This is a genomic window from Parasaccharibacter sp. TMW2.1882 (genome assembly GCF_023337635.1).
GTDB lineage: Bacteria > Pseudomonadota > Alphaproteobacteria > Acetobacterales > Acetobacteraceae > Bombella > Bombella apis.
This window is the reverse complement of sequence record NZ_NWUT01000002.1, coordinates 320,051-338,574: the sequence shown is the minus strand read 5'-3', so window position 1 is coordinate 338,574 and position 18,524 is coordinate 320,051. Positions and strand designations below refer to the sequence as shown.

At 61.3% G+C, this 18,524-nt stretch carries 14 protein-coding genes; 12 read left to right on the top strand and 2 right to left on the bottom strand.

The window, feature by feature from the left end:
* Positions 1-82 precede the first annotated feature (82 nt).
* The 6 genes from CO583_RS07190 (at position 83) to CO583_RS07165 (ending at position 6,397) form a co-directional block, all read left to right on the top strand.
* Complete coding sequence (locus CO583_RS07190) at positions 83-241, top strand: hypothetical protein (RefSeq protein ID WP_166651579.1); 159 nt, start codon at positions 83-85, stop codon at positions 239-241.
* The gene (locus tag CO583_RS07185; RefSeq protein ID WP_043558046.1) at positions 241-1,170 is read left to right on the top strand and encodes a DnaJ C-terminal domain-containing protein; all 930 of its coding nucleotides are present in this window, start codon (positions 241-243) and stop codon (positions 1,168-1,170) included. Before CO583_RS07190 ends, CO583_RS07185 begins: the two co-directional genes overlap by 1 nt.
* Before the next feature lie 153 nt (positions 1,171-1,323).
* The gene (locus tag CO583_RS07180) at positions 1,324-1,470 is read left to right on the top strand and encodes a hypothetical protein (RefSeq protein WP_156878828.1); all 147 of its coding nucleotides are present in this window, start codon (positions 1,324-1,326) and stop codon (positions 1,468-1,470) included.
* A 58-nt stretch (positions 1,471-1,528) separates the two neighbouring features.
* A complete protein-coding gene (locus tag CO583_RS07175; protein WP_086431322.1) occupies positions 1,529-3,094 on the top strand; it encodes a peptide MFS transporter in 1,566 nt (521 codons plus the stop codon).
* A 252-nt stretch (positions 3,095-3,346) separates the two neighbouring features.
* A complete protein-coding gene (locus tag CO583_RS07170) occupies positions 3,347-4,879 on the top strand; it encodes a carbohydrate porin (RefSeq protein WP_248630671.1) in 1,533 nt (510 codons plus the stop codon).
* Positions 4,880-5,047: 168 nt separating this feature from the next.
* Entirely contained in the window at positions 5,048-6,397 is a 1,350-nt protein-coding gene (locus tag CO583_RS07165) for an outer membrane beta-barrel protein (RefSeq protein ID WP_086431320.1), read from the top strand.
* A 9-nt stretch (positions 6,398-6,406) separates the two neighbouring features.
* Here the strand turns inward: CO583_RS07165 and queF are convergent, their stop codons facing one another.
* Positions 6,407-6,895, bottom strand: a complete 489-nt coding sequence (gene queF, locus CO583_RS07160; protein ID WP_043558053.1) for a preQ(1) synthase — start codon at positions 6,893-6,895, stop codon at positions 6,407-6,409.
* A 153-nt stretch (positions 6,896-7,048) separates the two neighbouring features.
* Between queF and typA the strand changes: the two genes are divergently transcribed.
* Together typA and CO583_RS07150 are read left to right on the top strand one after the other, a co-directional pair.
* The gene (typA, locus tag CO583_RS07155) at positions 7,049-8,869 is read left to right on the top strand and encodes a translational GTPase TypA (RefSeq protein WP_043558056.1); all 1,821 of its coding nucleotides are present in this window, start codon (positions 7,049-7,051) and stop codon (positions 8,867-8,869) included.
* A gap of 135 nt (positions 8,870-9,004) precedes the next feature.
* Complete coding sequence (locus tag CO583_RS07150) at positions 9,005-9,298, top strand: putative quinol monooxygenase (protein ID WP_043558466.1); 294 nt, start codon at positions 9,005-9,007, stop codon at positions 9,296-9,298.
* An 87-nt stretch (positions 9,299-9,385) separates the two neighbouring features.
* Here CO583_RS07150 and CO583_RS07145 read toward each other — a convergent pair whose 3' ends face one another.
* Positions 9,386-10,414, bottom strand: a complete 1,029-nt coding sequence (locus CO583_RS07145) for an NAD(P)/FAD-dependent oxidoreductase (protein ID WP_249103295.1) — start codon at positions 10,412-10,414, stop codon at positions 9,386-9,388.
* Between the two features lie 188 nt (positions 10,415-10,602).
* On the opposite strand from CO583_RS07145, the gene tsaE reads away from it, so the two are divergent.
* The 4 genes from tsaE (at position 10,603) to trxA (ending at position 18,433) form a co-directional block, all read left to right on the top strand.
* Entirely contained in the window at positions 10,603-11,073 is a 471-nt protein-coding gene (gene tsaE / locus CO583_RS07140; RefSeq protein WP_283163485.1) for a tRNA (adenosine(37)-N6)-threonylcarbamoyltransferase complex ATPase subunit type 1 TsaE, read from the top strand.
* Positions 11,073-14,144, top strand: a complete 3,072-nt coding sequence (gene addB / locus CO583_RS07135; protein ID WP_249103294.1) for a double-strand break repair protein AddB — start codon at positions 11,073-11,075, stop codon at positions 14,142-14,144. The genes tsaE and addB overlap by 1 nt, the downstream gene beginning before the upstream one ends.
* A gap of 2 nt (positions 14,145-14,146) precedes the next feature.
* On the top strand, positions 14,147-17,860 hold the full coding sequence (gene addA / locus CO583_RS07130) for a double-strand break repair helicase AddA (RefSeq protein WP_249103292.1): 3,714 nt from the start codon (positions 14,147-14,149) through the stop codon (positions 17,858-17,860).
* Positions 17,861-18,103: 243 nt separating this feature from the next.
* Positions 18,104-18,433, top strand: coding sequence for a thioredoxin TrxA (gene trxA / locus CO583_RS07125; protein WP_043558061.1), 330 nt, complete (start codon positions 18,104-18,106; stop codon positions 18,431-18,433).
* Positions 18,434-18,524: the final 91 nt, after the last annotated feature.

Below are 18,524 nucleotides of genomic sequence, written 5' to 3'. Positions count from 1 at the left end.
GGAAATGCACGGGCAAAAATTCATTCTCTATTGACCTTACCTTACAGGCACACCACTTCTTTGGGAAAGAAAGGTTTTTTCCATGACAGGCACACCAGTACAGTCAGCCGCCGATTTCCTGCGCCCCCGGGTGCAGACCCTCATCAGGGAGGCGGAAGCTGCTGGCTATTCCAGAAGCAGGGTTCTGGCCGTGCTGATCGACCTGCTGGATGATACGGATCTGGAGGATACAGGACAGTAATGGCGACTGACCCATATAAGGTTCTTGGCGTAAGCAGTACAGCGTCGGAGAAGGAAATCCGCAGCGCCTACCGTCGGCTGGTCAAGCAGTATCACCCCGACCGCAACCCCGGTGATACCAAGGCGGAGGAGCGCTTCAAGGAGATTGGCAAGGCGTACGAGATTGTCGGTGACGAGGAGAAGCGCGCCCAGTTCGATCGTGGCGAGATCGATGCGGATGGCCAGATGAGGGGTCCCTTTGGCGGGGGCGGTTTTGGTGGCGGTGCCGGGGCCGGTGGCCCAGGTGGTGGCTTTGGCGGATTTGGCGGTTTCTCGGGCGGTGGTTTCAATCCGGAGGACCTGGGGGACATTTTCGGTGCCTTTGGTGGCGGGGGCGGTGGTTTCCGGTCTGCCCGTCCCCGGCGGGGCGAGGACCTGCATGGCGAGCTGCGTATCAGCATGGAGGAATGTGCTCTTGGTACCCGGCGTGATGTCAGCCTTGGTGGAGGGCGTGAGGTGTCCGTCACCATTCCTGCGGGCATCGAGGATGGCAAGACGCTTCGTCTGAGGGGGAAAGGTCAGCCGGGGCAGCCCGGCATGGATGGTCGGCCCGGCCCTGCCGGGGATGTGCTGCTGAAGATTCATGTGGCGGAAGACCCTTATTACAGGCGTGAGGGGCGGAATTTGCGTGTCACGCAGGATGTTGACCTCCATACGGCCATTCTGGGTGGCAAGGTGCATGTCCGTACCCCGGGTGGAACGGTGGCGCTGAAGGTCAAGCCACATTCTGACAGTGGCACGGTCCTGCGTTTGACTGGTCGTGGTATTGCGGCGGATAAACGGCATGAGGCGGGAAATCTGCTGGTGACCCTGCGTGTTGTGCTGGGGACCATTTCGCCGGAGCTGGAAGCCCTCGTGCGGCGTGAAGCCGAGGAGAAAACGGAGAGCTGAGGGCCAGTCCCTGCTGGAGTGTGGTGTGTGGCAGGGTGGTGAAAAAGGAAGGCAGGCCCTCTGTCCCGCTTTGGGATGTGAAGGGCCTGCCTCTGGTGTGTTGGTGATGGCCCTGCAAGGGGTTGGGAGTGGCGGGGAAAGGACGGGTTAGCCATGGTCTGGGGGATGTCTTTCTGGCTGCGTGTCAGACAGTCCAGCGTTCTGGGAGCATTGGTGGCCATCGTGTTTGTGGTGGCCCTGTGTGTGCTGGGCCTGGTGGGGATTGCCCATGTGGATGGGTTCCACCTCGCAGGGGGCTGATTTTTGCGCTAGTGAGGAGGGAGCCAGTGTCCTTCCCGTAACGGAGTAGCGTGCCCTCATGACCGATCAGCAACATTCTGCGGCGTCCTTTTTTGTCGCACGGCGGCAGGCTTTTGCTGTCGTCATGGCCATCGAGCTGTGGGAGCGTTTCGGTTATTACGGCATGCAGGCTGTCCTGACCGTTTTCATGGTCACCCAGCTGCACATGCGGGATCATGACGTTAACCTCATGCAGGGGGGACTGGGATTTTTCATCTACAGTCTTCCTGTTTTGGGGGGGCTTCTGGGGGATCAGTGCCTCGGGACAAGACCCACCATGCTGGTGGGGGCCTTCGGGCTGACAGCCGGATATGGTCTTCTGGCCATGTCTCTTGGCAGTCAGGCTGTTTTCCTTCCGGCCCTGACACTGATTGCCCTCTCCAACGGGTTGTTCAAACCCAATGCGGGGACGCTCGTTCGGCGCATTTACGCTGGGGATGGCACGGCACTGGATGCCGCTTTCACACTCTACTATATGGCCATCAATGTTGGGTCGACCGTCTCCATGCTGCTGATGCCGTGGCTCCAGCAGCGCTATGGGGCGGCTGTGGCCTTTCTGGCCTGTGCCGGGGGGCTGCTGGTCGGGCTTGGCTATTATGCAATGCGGGCCGGGCGTATGCGGAGGTTTCTTGCCGCACGGGCGGTTGAGGCAGTCCGGCGGCATGGGCCATCCTCCATGCCTGTTCCTCTGGTGGAGCGTCTTTCCACTCCCGTGCTGAAAGGGGCGCTGGGCGCTGGAATCCTGCTGGCCCTGCTGGTGGTCTGGGGATTTTGCACATGGGTGCTGTACAGCCCGGCGCTGGTCCAGCTCTGCATCATTCTGGCAGGGGTGGGGCTTCTTCTGCTCTGGGTCTGGCTTTATGTGCGGGCGAAGGACGGTGAACGGCCCGGTCTGCTGCTGACCTACATCCTCTGTGCTCAGACAATGGCCTACCAGATCTTCTACCAGCAGATGCAGACCTCCCTGACACTGTTTGCCATGCGGGATGTCTCTGGCGTGTACCAGCTGGGGTCATGGCGGCTGTTCACCATGTCGGCAGGCCAGTTCCAGGCGCTCAATCCGATCGCTGTCATGCTGTTCAGCCCGCTGCTGGCATGGCTGTACCGTCGTCATGCGGGTAGGGGGCAGGATGCTTCACCCGCCATCAAGATACTGCTCGGTTATGGCTTGGTCGCTCTGGCTTTTTGCATCTGGTGGTTGGCCGCTGGCCATAGCACGGGGCTTGTTTCGCCGTGGGTCATGGTGGCCGGGTATGGCACCATGTCCCTCGGGGAGCTGCTGACCATCGGTCTTGGGTTGGCCATTGTGGCCCGTTATGCCCCGGCCCGTGTCAGCGCAGTGCTGATGGGGGCCCTGTTCCTGCTCTGGGGGGTCGGCATGTATCTGGGGAGCCTGGTGGCTGATCTCGCCAGTGTTCCGGCCGATGGTGGGGGCAGCTTGGCGGGTTATGCTGCCCTGTTCCGGGAACTGTTTCTGGGGTGTGTGGGGCTGTGTGTTGTGCTGGCCCTGCTTCTGCCGCTGACCCGCCGCCTCGGGCAACAGCATCGTAGCTGGACGGTAAATAAACCGGCAACGGTCACATGAACTTGAAGAGGTGGATGACGACTGATCTGGTATAGACAGATTTCACCACTGGAAGTCAGCGATAAAATTTATATAAAGGGACGGTGTCATCCTTTGCCGCAGTGCCGCTTGTGGCCTGTCTGGCATTGTCGTGCTGAAGGCTGCCATGGCGCATCTGGCCTTCAGGTTCCTGTCCTGATCAACGGCTATGAAGGCTAATCTATGCGTGGAATGTGGCAAAAGGCTGGTACAGCAGCAGTAGGTGTCGCTTGGATGCTGGGAGCCCATGCCGTTTTTGCGCAGGATGCTGCCGGGCCGGCTGCCGTGAAGGAGAAAGCGGCAGCAGGTGGGGAGATCACGACGGCCCAGAGGGATGAGCTGTTGAAGGAGCGGAATTACGGTGCGCCTGCAAGGGATGAGCAGCGTGCTTTCGGGTCCGTGCCTCTCCCGATCCCGGGTGACGTCTTCTCCCGCGGGGCCAGCGAGCAGGCTTCACCAGAGAAGCAGAAGGGGCTTTTCCCCAACAGCTGGCACGATTTTGCCAATCAGGATGGTTTTTTTGGTGACCCCTGGGGCGCACGGAGCTGGCTGGCCGATCATGGCGTGACGATCGGCGGGCGTTACTTTCAGGACACCGCAGGCAATCCGTTCGGGGGGAAATCCCGTGCGGTCCGCTATGCGGATGAAGAGGCCCTGTCTCTGGATTTCAACCTGAAGAAGCTGCTGGGCGTTGCCTTCAATGCGGGCACACTGCACTTCCTGACACTGGCCCGTCAGGGGGCCGGGCTGGGAAACACGTTGCCGGCTGTTGACAGCCCGATGGAAATTTACGGGGCCGGTGAGACCATGCGCCTTGGCCGCCTCAGCTGGGAAATGCACTGGAACAAGTACGTACATACCGAGGTTGGTGAGATCAACACGGAGAATGACTTCGAGCAGTCTTCCACCTATTGGGGGGCCAACCTGTACTGCCAGTTCCAGAACAACGGCATCTGCGGGATGCCGCAGTCCATTGCCATGAATTCGGGTTACGGCTTCTATCCGACGGCCCATCCCGGTGCGTGGATCAAGCTCTATCCGGCGGGGAATGACCATTATCTGGTGCAGTTCGGGGCTTACAGTGTGGACCCGACGATCACCGGCGTGCGGAATGGCTGGAAGATGAACCTGCACGGGGCAACAGGTACCTATCTGCCGTTCCAGCTGGGCTGGCATCGGGGCGGGACGGATGATTATAGCGGCCCGTTACAGACGAACGTGAAGATCGGCGGCTATTGGGACACGTCCGAGGTCAAGAACGTCTATGGCCAGATGGGAACATATTACATTCCGGCTTCTGCGGCGCAGGATGCGCCCGTCTCCAAGGTGAGGGGCCGGTTTGGTGGGTGGTTCCAGTTTGACCGCATGTTGCAGCGGGATGGAGCGGACCCGCACCGGGGAACGGCGTTTTTTGCCTCCTTCACATGGGGCGATCCCCGCACGGCCATTGCGCCCTATTTTGTGACGGCGGGTATTACCCGGAAGGGAACGTTCGCCAGCCGCCCCAATGACACAATCAGCCTTGGCATGAAGGCCCTTTGGGCCAATCCGAAGGTCACACACTGGATCGAGCATCTCCAGCACACGGGCCGGGGTGCCGGGCTGTATGCTCCGCATTCGGAAGAAGCCATCGAACTCAATTATGGATACTGGCCCACACGCTGGCTGCTGCTGCGGCCCGGCTTGCAGTATCTCTGGAGCCCCGGTGCTCTGAAACGGTACAAGGATGCCATGCTGATTGATCTGGAATCAGCCATTTCTTTCTGAGGTCATCCCGCCTGCTGCAGGTCACAAAAGGTCGTCTTTGGGACGGCCTTTTTTCATTTTCGGCAGCAGAATATCACTTTTCATCCCATTCTGTCTGTTCTGGATATTGTCCCGCTTTTCAGAAGGTGGATATACTTACGATACCGGAACAATAGGTGGGGTGGCTCAATGCGGTATTGGCAGTATCTTCTGGTGGTCGGGGTGTGCGGTGGAGCTGTGTCATGGTTGGAAGGCGCACAGGCCGCTCCCAGCGAGCAGGGGGGGCCCGTTCAGGCCACGCTGGCCGGCACGTCCTCTTCTCCCGCTCCGGCAGCTCCATCACCTGCTCCGGTGGCGGCCCCCAGTGCCGTCCAGCCTGCCGCACCGGCCGGGAAGAGCTGGTTTTCCGACATTGATGTCGGTCTCCAGATTGAGGGCGGGGCCATGGCCAATACCGGCCATCCTGGAAATGGCATGAATTTCGGTCAGCTTCTCCAGTCCCACAGTGATACGGGGATGCTCAATCAGGTCGCCCTGACCATCACCAAACCCGTTGACCCGATTGGTGACGGTTACGGGCTGGGGGCGAACATCCAGATGCTTTATGGTTCTGATGCCAGAGCTTACGTCATCACGGGGATTTCAGACCGCTGGCTGGATCATCATCGCTACCAGCTTACCCCCATTCAGGCCAACATCGCCCTGCATATGCCGTGGCTGACGAAAGACGGGCTGGACATGCAGCTGGGCATCCTGTCCTCCCCCATGGGGGTGGAGGTGCTGAATCCGGCAGGGCGGGCCTTCTACACCATGTCCTATACGGCGCAGTATTCCAATCCGTTCGAGCATGTCGGCTTCTATGGGCAGTGGCACCTGAATTCGCATTACGCTGTTCTGTTCGGGATGGATGCCGGGAACCAGAAATCATTTGGCCGGGGCAACAACAATGGCGAACCGGCCGGTTATGTGGGCTTCAATGCCAGCCAGCTGGCAGGAGGTGCCCTGTCCCTGACCTATCTGCTGCGTGTCGGGCCGGAAGACCCCCGCCGTGCGCTGGGCAGCCACAGGGCGCATGAGGCGCAGCGTTTCTGGAACGACCTCAACGCCACATGGCAGATCAACCCCAAATGGAGCCTGACAGCCGAGGCCACGCAGGTTCATGATGAGGGGCTGGATGCCAATACATGGAGCGGCGTCATCTGGGGAGCCTATGCGGCAACATCCACCCTGACCTTCAATGCCCGGGCGGAAGTCTATCGGGACAGCACGGGCCAGTTTGTCGTGCAGTACCCGGAGGACACAGGCTATGGCCGGTCACTGCTCGGCCTGCCCGCCCGGACCTACAGCGCCCCGGCAACGACGTATGGCGACCTGTCCTTCAATGCCGTGTGGCGGCCGAATATCGGCCATCATGTCAAGCTGCTTCAGATCCGTCCGGAAATCCGGTTTGACCGTTCGTTGAACAACACCCGGCCTTTTGCGGATTTCCGGCATCAGAACCGTATTCTGATTGGCGGAGACGTGACGCTCGGTTTCTGAGGGGGAATTTCAGCCACGCCCCCGGTATCCGGGCACATCCTGTGCGGGAATCCAGACATCGTCCGGGGCGGGGCCTGTCTGCCAGAAGACGTCGATCGGCATCCCGCCACGAGGGTACCAGTAGGCCCCGATGCGCAGCCATTCCGGGTCCAGCAGTTCGACAAGGCGTGTGGCGATGGTTACCGAGCAGTCTTCATGGAAGGCTCCGTGATTGCGGAAACTGGTGAGGTAGAGCTTGAGGGACTTGCTCTCCACGATCCAGTCCCGTGGGATGTAGTCGATGACGATATGGGCAAAGTCCGGCTGTCCTGTCACCGGGCAAAGGGAGGTGAATTCCGGAGCGGTGAAACGGACAACATAACGCCGCCCTTTATGGGGAGCCGGGACACGCTCCAGCTCGGCGGTTTCAGGCGACTCCGGCTGTACGGTCTGTCGGCCAAGCTGGCTGAGGCTTTCCGTGCCGGGGGCGGTGGGGCCTTTGGGGGGATGGGTGGTCATGAAACGGCTCCTTTTCTGCTGGAATGAGAAAGATGAAGGCATGAAATACGATGCTGCATGGCTTGATACACGGTTCGGATTTGCAAAAAAATCAGTTTCGGTGCAGTAAGGGCACCATTCTGTCCCAATCTGTCACTTCCTGAAAGATCGTCCATGGACATCCGTAACATTGCCATTATTGCCCATGTCGATCATGGGAAAACAACACTCGTGGATCAGCTGCTCCAGCAGTCCGGCACTTTCCGTGAGAATCAGGCCGTCACCGAGCGTGCGATGGACAGCAATGATCTCGAGCGTGAGCGCGGGATCACCATCCTGGCCAAATGTACTTCCGTCGTGTGGAAGAACACCCGCATCAACATCATCGACACTCCGGGCCATGCCGACTTCGGTGGTGAGGTGGAGCGCATCCTGAGCATGGTCGATGGGGCCGTGATCCTGGTGGATGCCGCCGAAGGTGCCCTGCCGCAGACCAAGTTCGTGCTGGGCAAGGCCCTGGCCCGTGGTCTGCGCCCGATGGTTGTCGTCAACAAGGTGGACCGTGGCGACGCCCGCCCGGACGAGGTGCATGACGAGGTGTTCGACCTCTTCGCCGCCCTCGGTGCCAATGACGAGCAGCTGGACTTCCCGATGCTGTATGCGTCCGGCCGCCAGGGCTGGGCGGATACGGAGCTGGAAGGCCCCCGTGAGAACCTGCACCCGCTGTTCGACCTCGTCCTGAAGCATGTGCCCAGCCCGGGCCTGGATAAGGACAAGCCGTTCGCCATGGTCTCCACCATTCTGGAGAGCGACAACTTCCTTGGCCGTATCCTGACAGGCCGCATCGAGCAGGGCCGTGCGAAGGTGAACATGCCCATCCGTGCCCTGCGGGCTGATGGCAGCGTGGTCGAGACAGGCCGCATCACCAAGCTTCTGTCCTTCCGTGGTCTGGACCGTGTGCCCGTCGAGGAAGCCGAAGCGGGTGACATCGTGGCCATTGCCGGTCTCTCCGAGGCCACCATTCCCGACACGCTGGCCGAGCCGTCCATCGAGGAGCCGCTGCCCTCCACACCGATCGACCCGCCGACCCTTTCCATGACCTTCCGCATCAATGATGGTCCGCTGGGTGGTCGTGAGGGCAAGAAGGTGACGTCCCGCCAGATCCGTGACCGTCTCTTCAAGGAGACGGAAGGCAACGTGGCCATCAAGGTGACGGACAGCCCGGAAAGCGAGGCTTTCGAGGTTGCCGGCCGTGGTGAGCTGCAGCTGGGCGTGCTGATCGAGAACATGCGCCGTGAGGGTTTCGAGCTGACCATCGGCCGTCCCCGTGTGCTGTTCCGTGAGAATCCGGAAACGGGTGAGCAGGAAGAGCCGTTCGAGGAAGTCGTCATCGATGTGGACGAGCCTTATTCCGGCGTGGTCGTGGAGAAGATGTCCCTGCGCAAGGGCGTGATGCAGGACATGCGTCAGTCCGGCGGTGACAAGGTCCGCCTGACCTTCATGATCCCCTCCCGTGGTCTGATCGGCTATCACGGCGAGTTCCTGACCGACACCCGCGGGTCCGGTCTGATGAACCGTCTCTTCCACTCCTACCAGCCGCATGCTGGTGCGATTGAAGGCCGCCGCAACGGCTCCCTGATCTCTGCCGAGGATGGTGCGACGACTCCGTATGCGCTTTTCTCCCTTCAGGATCGTGGGACGCTCTTCGTGGATGCGGGTGAGAAGATCTACACCGGCATGATCCTCGGTGAGCATTCCCGTGAGAATGATCTGGAAGTGAACGCCGTGCGTGAGAAGAAGCTCACGAACATGCGTGCCTCCGGCAAGGATGATGCCGTTGTGCTGGTTCCGCCCCGCAAGATGAGCCTCGAGCAGGCCATTGCCTACATCGAGGATGACGAGCTGGTGGAGGTCACGCCGTCTGCCATCCGTCTGCGCAAGCGTTATCTGGACCCGCACGAGCGCAAGCGTGCCGCCCGTGGTGCGAAGGGCTGAGGCCCGGACTTCCGTTTTGGGTCATGAAAAAGGCCGGGGCGTCTGCTCCGGCCTTTTTCCATGTCAGGCTGTATCAGATGTCTGCCCCTCTGTGGCATGATGGCGGGGCTTCATAAGGGAAGAAGGGAAAATGTCATGACCAAAAGTCTTTATGCGACCATGAAAGCCCTGCCCGGTCATCGGGAAAAGGTGGCCAGCCTGCTGACGGCTCTGGCCGAGAACGTGCGGGCCGAGCCGGGTTGCGTGCGGTTCGTGGTGTACACGCTGGAAGATGAGCCGGACCTGTTCCATGTCGAGGAAAGCTACCGGGATGAGGCGGCCTTCAAGGCCCATATGGGGACCGAGCATGGCCGTGTGTTCAACAAGGCCATCGAAACCCTTGTTGAAGGTGGTGCCTCCAGGGTCGTGTTCCTGAAGGGCGTTGCCTGAACGGGGACCATCCGGCAGACGAAAAAAAGCAGGTGTCCCGTCATAGGGCACCTGCTTTTTTCATGGGCGGTGGGTGGGGGAGCCGTATCAGGGCGTGCCCGGCTGGCCCCGGCTTGTGGAATGTTCAAAGCGCAGGGCCTTGTCAGGATGGGCGACATGGTGGGCCGCATGGGCGGCCACGGCTCCCTCCGAGAAGCCCTGAAGGATCAGCTTCATCTTGCCGGGATACTGGGCCACGTCGCCAATGGCGAAGATGCCTTCCAGACTGGTCTGCATGGTGGCGGGATTCACGGGGATGGTGCTGCGCTGTGTCTCCAGCCCCCATGCGGCCACCGGGCCAAGGTCGGTTGAGAGACCGTAGAAAGGCAGCAGCACGTCCGCTTCCAGAGAGCGGACCGTGTCATCCATGGCGATGAGGTCCACATGGGTCAGCTGGCCGTTTTCGCCCTTCAGGCCGTGCAGCTGGTAGGGAACGGCTTTTTCGATGGCCCCGGCGGTGATCTTGGCCTCGATCTGCGCCAGTGTCTCCGGTGCCCCACGGAAGCGGTCCCGCCGGTGGACGAGATAGACCTTTTCGGCAATGTCGGAGAGGGAGAGGGCCCAGTCCAGCGCAGAATCTCCGCCCCCGGCCACAACGATGCGCCTGCCGGTGAAGTCGGCCCGTTTTTTCACATAATACTGCACGGCCCCGCTGCGCTCATAAGCGTCCAGCCCGTCCAGCGGAGGGCGGTTTGGCCCGAAGGCACCAGCACCGGCAGCGATGATGATGGCCTTGGCATGGATAGTATCGCCACGCTCATTCTTCAGGGTGAAGGCCCCCGGCCCACCTTCCAGATGGCTGACCCGGCTGCCGAGAAGGCGGGGCACGTTGAAGGGAGCGATCTGCTCTTCAAGGGCGGCAATCAGGTCACCTCCGGTGATGGAGGGATGGGCCGGAATGTCGTAGATCGGTTTTTCCGGGTACAGGGCCGCACATTGCCCGCCCACACTGTCCAGAACATCCGTCAGGATGCAGTCCAAGCGTAACATCCGGCATTCAAAGGCGGCAAAAAGTGCCGTGGGGCCTGCGCCAATGATGGCGACATCTGTCGTGTGGGAAGAAGCTGCATGTGTCATGCTGGTATTCATAAGCATTTTTTTGCCGCTCGAGTAGAGGTTTGTTTGGCCATGTGAGCCCGGAACAGGCCCCATTGGCTGGTCTGCTGAGAGAAACGGCCGGGGGTTGTGGGCTCCCTCTTGTGTCCGGGGGAGGCTTCAGCAATGCTGGCGCCTGTTACGGGTAGCGATACGGGGCGTTGTGTCTGATGGACGTGTATCTTTCTTCTCAGCAGCAGACAGTGCTTCTGGCACGGCATCTTGCGGACATGGTGCGACAGGGGGACTGTGTGGCCCTTCAGGGTGAGATGGGAGCCGGCAAAAGTACGTTTGCCCGGGCACTGATCCGCCATATGGCTGGTGATGAGGCTCTGGAGGTCCCCAGCCCGACCTTTGCGCTTGTCCAGCCTTACGAGACGAAAGCCGGAACGGTGTTCCATTATGACCTCTGGCGACTTTCCGGGCCGGATGAACTTTATGAACTCTCATGGGATGATGCCTGTGAAAGCATCATGTTGGTGGAGTGGCCCGATCGTGCTGAGGATATGCTGCCAGCCGGGGCCCTGCATCTGACATTTGCGCAGGGGACCGGCGAGGAGGCCCGCATCGTGACCCTGCATGGCTGGCCGGAGGAACGGTTGAAGGCCCTGTCCTCTTTTTCTGAAGGGAGGAGAGGCTGATGGGACAGGCACATCCGCTCAATATTGCAACCATTCCGGCATCCTGTCCGTTTCTGGATACGGTCGTGCAGAACTGGCTGGAGCGTGTGGGGGTGGAGGCTGGCCCGGACGGGCGCAGCGGTGGTGACAATGGCACGATTCTGGTGCCTGGCCGCCGTGTGGCCCGTGCCTTGATGGAAGCCTTCCTGCGGGTTCTGGATGGCCGTCCGGCCCTGCTGCCTGCCATCGTGGCTCTGGGAGATGTGGAGCAGCAGAGCCTGTTTCCCATGACGGTTGATGAGACTGTTCCGCCTTCTGTGGGACCGGTTTTCCGGCTGGCCATTCTGGCCCGGCTGATTCTGGCGGCACCTTTTTTCACGACCGTATCAGGCCGGGACGGCGGTACGATCGACCGGGTCTGGCCGCTGGCGCAGGCTCTGGCAGAGCTGATGGATGATGCCGAGCGGAATGGTGTGGACTTATATGAAGCCCTGCCGAAAGCCGTGGCTGATGATTTTGCCGGACACTGGCAGAAGACGCTGGAGTTCCTTCGGATCGTCACGGAAGCATGGCCTGCCATTCTACGGGAGGAAGAGCGTAGCAACATCATGGCCCGTCAGGTCGCCCTGATTGAGGCGCAGGCCCGCCTCTGGGCGGATATGCCGCCGGATTATCCGCTCTGGGCCGTAGGCTTTGTGGATGGGTCTGCCGGGGTGGCCACGGCGCTGGAGGCTGTGGCGGCCCTGCCACGAGGCATGGTGGTCTTTCAGGGGCTGGATTGCGGCATGGAGGATGAGTGGTGGAACCAGCTTCCTCCCACCCATCCACAGGCCCTGTTTCGTGAATTCCTGTCCCGGGCCGGGATAAATCGGGCGGATATTGCCATATGGGGATATCCGCTGCGGCCGGAGCGGGAAAATCTTTTCCAGCATGTCATGTTGCCAGAGGCAGGCATTGCCTGCTGGGGGCAGCCGGTGGGTGATGTCCGTCCTTCTGGCATCAGTCTGCTGCCAGCAGCGGATTCGCAGCAGGAAGCGCAGGCCATTGCCCTGATCCTGCGGGACGTGGCCAGCCAGCCGGGGCGTTCCGGTGCTCTTGTGACGCCGGATCGTGGTTTGGCCGACCGTGTCCGGGCGGAGCTTCTGCGTTTTGGTATCCATGCGGATGATAGTGCAGGAGAGCCGCTGGTCCGTACCCCTGCGGCCGTATTCCTGCGGCTGATCGCCCAGGCCGTGACGGCCCGGTTCAGCCCGGTGGCATTGCTGTCCGTTCTCAAGCATCCGCTGGCAGCTCTGGGGGGGAGCCCCGGCCGTGCCCGGGCCAGTGCCCGCCTTCTGGAAAGGCGGCTGCTACGGGGGCCGGCTCCCCAGCCGGGGCTGGATGGACTGCGCCATGCTCTTGAGGCTTTGCAGGAGGCGCAGCAGACGGATAATGGCTATCAGGCCGATGCACCAGACAGCCCGGAACGTCTCGCAATATTTCTGGACAGGATGGAAGAAGCGTTCAGGCCCCTGCTGGGGCTGGAGTCAACCGCCCGTGTGCCAGAGCTTCTGGCTGCCCTTCTGGAGACAGCCGAACAGCTCGCAGCGGTGGAGGGTGAGGGGTACGAGGCTGACCAGCCCCGCCCTGGGTCCCGTCTCTGGCTGGGGGAAGATGGCGGGGCCCTGTCCCGGCATTTCGTGGAGCTGATGAGCCATACGGGGGACTTGCCACCCCAGCCCCTGAGGGCACTGGAGGGGTTTCTGACGGCCAGCATGGCGGGCAAGACTTTGACAGGGCTGCGGGGCTACCAGGGGGGTGTGGAACTCGCCCATCCCCGAATCTCCATCTATGGCGTGCTGGAAGCCCGCCTGCTGGCTTTTGATACCGTCATTCTGGGAGGGCTGAATGAAGGCAGCTGGCCTCCCGCAGCGGAATCCGGCCCGTGGATGAGCCGCCCGATGCGCCAGCGTGTCGGCCTGCCGTCACCGGAGCGGCGGATTGGTGCACAGGCGCATGACTTTGTATCTGCTGCCCTGTCGTCGGAGCAGGTCATCCTGTCCAATGCCCAGCGGCGGGAAGGGTCACCCGCCGTCCCGGCCCGGTGGCTGATGCGCCTTTCAGCGTTTCTGGAAGGGAGGCAGATCACGCTTCCCGTTCACCCGGCACTGGCGTGGCAGACCATGCTGGACATGCCTGCCGGGGAGGCAAAGCCCGTAGCTCCCCCCGAGCCACGGCCTCCCCTGCCTCTGCGCCCCCGGCGGCTGAGCATTACCCAGCTGGATACGCTCAAGCTGGACCCCTACACCATCTATGCCCGTCATGTGCTGGGGCTGAAGGTTCTGGCCCCGCTGGAAGAAGGGGCGGAACACGCCGATTACGGGAAGATCGTCCATACGGCTCTGGAGCGCATGATCAGGGAGCATCCCGGTACATGGCCGGCCCATGCGGCACAGATTCTGCACCGTCATTTTGATGATGCCCTTGATGAGGCTCTGGTGAATCCGGCCCTTGCCAGCTGGTGGCGGCCTCGCCTGCATCGTATTGCCGACTGGGTACTGGCGCAGGAGGAGTGGCGTCGTGTAGGGCGGCTGAACTGTACGTCTCACACAGAGGTCTCTCTGGCATATACGCTACGGGGCCTGCCGGGTGGTGACTTCCATATTACAGGACGGGCCGACCGGATTGATCTGTGGAATACGCCGGGGCAGGAGGACACCACGGGGCGCATCCTTGATTACAAGACAGGAACACCCCCTGAAAGCAACGAGGTGATCGCAGGCTGGTCATCCCAGCTGGTGCTGGAGGCTGCCTTTCTGAAGGAGGGTGCTTTCGAAGGCCTGCCTGCCGTGGAAACGGACGCGTTGGCCTATTGGAAACTGAGCGGCGGAGAGGAACCCGGCAAGGAAGTGGTCATTCCCGCCGTGAAGGCAGAAGTGACGCTGGGTGATCTGGTTGGCCCGGCTCTTGAGCAGCTGCGGACTCTTCTGACGGATTATGACGATCCATCCCGGCCTTACCGGTCTCAGCCATGGGCAGGGAAAGAGCACCGTTACAGCGATTACACCCAGCTTGCCCGTGTGGCGGAATGGCGTCTGGCAGGAGACGATTAAGAATGATCCAGCTTGCATCACAGGGACAGGATAACCATCAGCGGGCCCTGAAAGAGGCCAATACGGCACAGAAAAAGGCGTCGAATCCCATGGCTTCCGTCTTTGTGTCGGCCTCGGCAGGGTCGGGGAAGACAAAGCTGCTGATTGACCGGCTGTTACGTCTCATGCTGCCACTGGAACAGATTGGTGAGGATGGGCAGCCTGTCCTTCTGGACGGGTCGGAGCCTTCCCGCATCCTGTGCCTGACTTATACGAAAGCCGCTGCCGCTGAGATGGCGCATCGTCTGCAAAGCCATCTCGGTCGCTGGGTGTCTCTTTCAGATGAAAGACTGGGAGAGGCACTGACTGCACTGGATGTGCCCAACACGGCTGCTACACGGGAGTGTGCCCGTGGGCTGTTCCTGAAAGTGCTGGATGCGCCGGGCGGTTTGCAGATTGAAACCATTCATGCCTTCTGCCAGTCCCTTCTGCGGCGCTTCCCACTGGAGGCAGAGCTGGACCCGCATTTCGTCCTGATGGAAGAGGCGGACGGACAGATGGCCCTTCGCCGTGCGCTGGAGGACAGTCTGGCGCAGAATCAGGACCCTGTGCAGGTTCTGGCAGGCCTGACCGGTTTTGACAGGCTGATGGGCCTGCTTGGGCAGTTCAATGCTCAGTCAGGTCTGCTTCAGCCCCTGTTGCGGCTTTGGGAGATGTGGCCGGAGCGGGTGCAAGAGGCCTATCAGGGGCTGCTTGATGTAGGGAGCGAGTTTTCAGAGGTTCTGAAGGTCGAAGCCTGCCAGCTGGAAGATGAAGCGGCATGGCGGGCGGACATTCAGGCAGCTTTGCCGCAGCTGGCGCCTTCCAAAAGGGAAAAGTTCGAAACGTTCCTGAGATGGCTGGAGTGTGACAATCCTGCCGAGCGGGATGATGCCTTCCTGCTGTCGCTCCTGTTCAAGCAGAAAGGCGGGGTCATGGACATGAGCCGCCATCTGGGGGCCAAGGCCCGCAAGGCGGCCCCTGATTTGGTACAGCGTCTTCTGGATGAAGCCAGACGCCAGCAGGAGATGCAGGAGCGTATCCGTATCCAGCGGCTTCTGGAGATCAACACGGCTTTTCTGTCCCTTGCCCTGCCGGTCATGGGGCGTTTTGCCGATGAGAAAAGAAACCGTGGCACGGTCGATTATAATGATCTGATCGCCCGGACGAGGGCTGTCCTGCGGGAGCCGGGGGCAGCATGGGTGCTGTACAAGCTGGATGGCGGTATAGACCATCTTCTGCTGGATGAGGTGCAGGACAATTCCGGCCTGCAATGGGAAATTGCCGGGGCCCTGACGACAGATTTTTTCTCTGGTTCCGGCGTGCGGGAGGACATGCCCCGTCCCCGGACCATCTTTGCGGTGGGGGATTTCAAGCAGTCCATCTACAGTTTCCAGGGCGCAGAGCCGGAACAGTTCCACAAATGGCGGCAGGAATTCGCTCGCCGTGTGAAGAATGCCGGTCTTCTCTGGGAGGAACCTCAGCTCAATGTGTCGTTCCGGTCCCTCTCGCCGGTTCTGAAATTTGTTGATGCCGTTTTTGCGGGAGAGGCTGCACGGGACGGCCTGCGGGAGCCGGGGGAAGATGGCAGGCTCATCCACCGTTCGGCCCGGTCCGGCGGTGGGGGGCGTGTGGAGCTGTGGCCTCTGGTACCTGTGGATGGGACAGCCGGAGAAGTGCCTGATCCATGGCGTGCGCCGGAGAAGAACGAGGATCAGCGTAGCACCCAGCAGCGTCTGGCCGATGCGCTGGCCACGCATATACGGGCGCAGATCGGCCGTCCGCTCCAGTCGGACACGGCCCCGCTGAAGGCCGGAGAGGTGATGATTCTGGTGCCCAAGCGCTCCGCCTTCCTGCGGGCGCTGATTCGGGCCCTGAAGGCACGGGATGTGCCGGTGGCCAGCTTCATCAGCAGCGGGCTGGTGGAGCAGCCAGCCGTGCAGGACCTGATGACCCTCTGTGATGCGCTGCTTCTGCCGCAGGATGATCTCAGTCTGGCCAGCGTGCTGACATCCCCCCTTGGTGGGTTGAGTGATGAGTCTCTCATGGCCCTGGCCACGGCGGATGGGCAGCGGCGTGAGCTGGGGCGGGGCGGGATGCCGCTCTGGAGTCTTCTGGCCCGGCGGCATGAGGAGCGGCCGGAATGGCGGGCGGCATGGGAGCGGTTGCAGGCCCTCTACAAACGTGTGGATTATGATTCACCCTACGAGATTCTCATGCAGGCGCTGGGTGTGCAGGGGGGACGGACCCGCCTTCTGGCCCGTCTTGGTGCTGAAGCTGCCGAACCGGTAGATGAACTGTTGACGGTCGCCCTGACATATGAAACCCAGCATCCGCCATCCCTCCAGGGTTTCCTGCACTGGCTGCGTGCCAGTACGGTGGAGAGCAAGCGTGAGGTGGAGGCCGAGATTGATGCCGTGCGCATCATGACGGTCCATCGGTCCAAGGGGTTGCAGGCCCGTCTGGTCATTCTGCCTGATATGACAGGTACGGCTGGCCGGCCTGACCCTCTGCTCTGGACAGAGCTGGATGCCGATATGCCGGAGGGTGGCCTTGCGGATGATGCGTTACATGGGCCGCTCTGGATACCACAGGTCAAGATGGGGACGGAGCGGACACGGGAGCTTCTGGCACACCAGAAGGCCCGCCAGAAGGAGGAGAAGAACCGTCTGCTCTACGTGGCTCTGACACGTGCCAGTGATGCGCTGCTCATCTGTGGCTGGAAGCCAAAGAAGAACAGCAGTCAGAGCTGTTGGTATGATCATTGTCTGGCTGGCATGAACCGTCTGAAAGAGCAACTGGGAGAGGAGGCTGTCGGTTCTTCCGGGGATGGGCATGATGATCTGGAGAGTCTCTTCCGGATGGGATTGACGGTGAAGGATGAACCTTTCGCAGGAGACTGGGAGGGGGAAAGTCTTGTGCTGGAGATGCCCGTCATGGCTTCGGCAGTAGCGGGGATACGTCCCGATGCGGCGCCGGTCCGGCCTGCTCTGCCTGCCTGGATGGGGCAGGCACCGGACTGGCAGGTGACCCCTGCCCCCCATGAGGATGCCCTGGCCCGTCCGCTGGCCCCAAGCCGACCGGAAGCGGCGGCCTATGGGCCATTGCCTGCGGCCCGGTCCCCTTTGGAGATCATGCGGGAGGGGCTGGTCATTCCACAGCCGACCCGTCGCCGTCAGGATGCCATGGAGCGGGGGACGCTGGTCCACAGGCTGCTCCAGTTCCTGCCGGACCTGCCTGCATCAGAGCGGCGGCTGAAGGCCGAAGCATGGCTGCGGCATACCATGCCGGGGTTGGCGGAGGAGGACGTGACCAGTCTGGCAGGGCATGTGGTTTCTGTCGTGGAGATGGATGTTCTTGCGCCGCTTTTCGGGCCGGGGAGCCGGGCCGAGCAGGGTGTGTCCGGTACGCTGGGCCGCCCGGGGGACGGGTCGGGTCGGGTCGTGCTGGGGCAGGTGGACCGCTTCCGCTTTGATGGACAGACGGTCTGGCTCTGCGATTACAAGACGGGCCGCCCCCCATCCCGGCCGGAGCGTGTACCATCGGCCTATCTGGGGCAGATGGCCAGCTACCGGCGTGTCATGCAGGGGCTGTATCCCCATTGTCCCGTGCGGTGTTTCATTGTCTGGGTGGATGGGCCTGCCGTGACGGCGCTGCCGGAGTCTCTGCTGGATGTACAGGAAAACCTCCCCCGATGACCGGGGCATGGCATGATGTCTGTTACCCTCTGTTTATCATAGAGAAAACATATTACGCTGCACGGCAATACCTGTTTCTCAAGTAGATGGTCCATCTGCGAAGGTAACAGTACCGGAGAAGTCATGATTTCATGAGGGCATATGAGGCCCCGGTCATGGTGGGGTGTGCTGCTGGTCACTGCGTCTGATCTATGGCAGAGACACTACAGGTGAGATCGTGTTTGTGTGGGGAAGGATCATATCATGAGCGAGCATACAGTAGCTGTGACGGATCAGAGCTTTGAGGCGGATGTCCTGAAGGCTGAGGGATTTGTTCTGGTGGATTTCTGGGCAGAATGGTGCGGTCCCTGCCGTATGATTGCCCCGGCGCTGGATGAGATCGGCAGGGATTACAAGGGCCGTGTCACGGTGGCAAAGGTGGATATCGACTCCAACCCGGAGACCCCGACGACCTTCGGTGTGCGCAGCATTCCGACGATGATCCTCTTCAAGGCGGGCAAGCCGGTTGCCCAGCAGATGGGCGCCCTGCCGAAGAGCCAGCTCAAGGCATGGCTGGAGGCCCATATCGATTGATGCCGTTTTGCCATGGCGGATGGCATGAGGCCCGGATGGCAGGGGTTACCCTGCTGCCGGGCCGTTTTCATAAAGGGGGAGCGCATGAGGG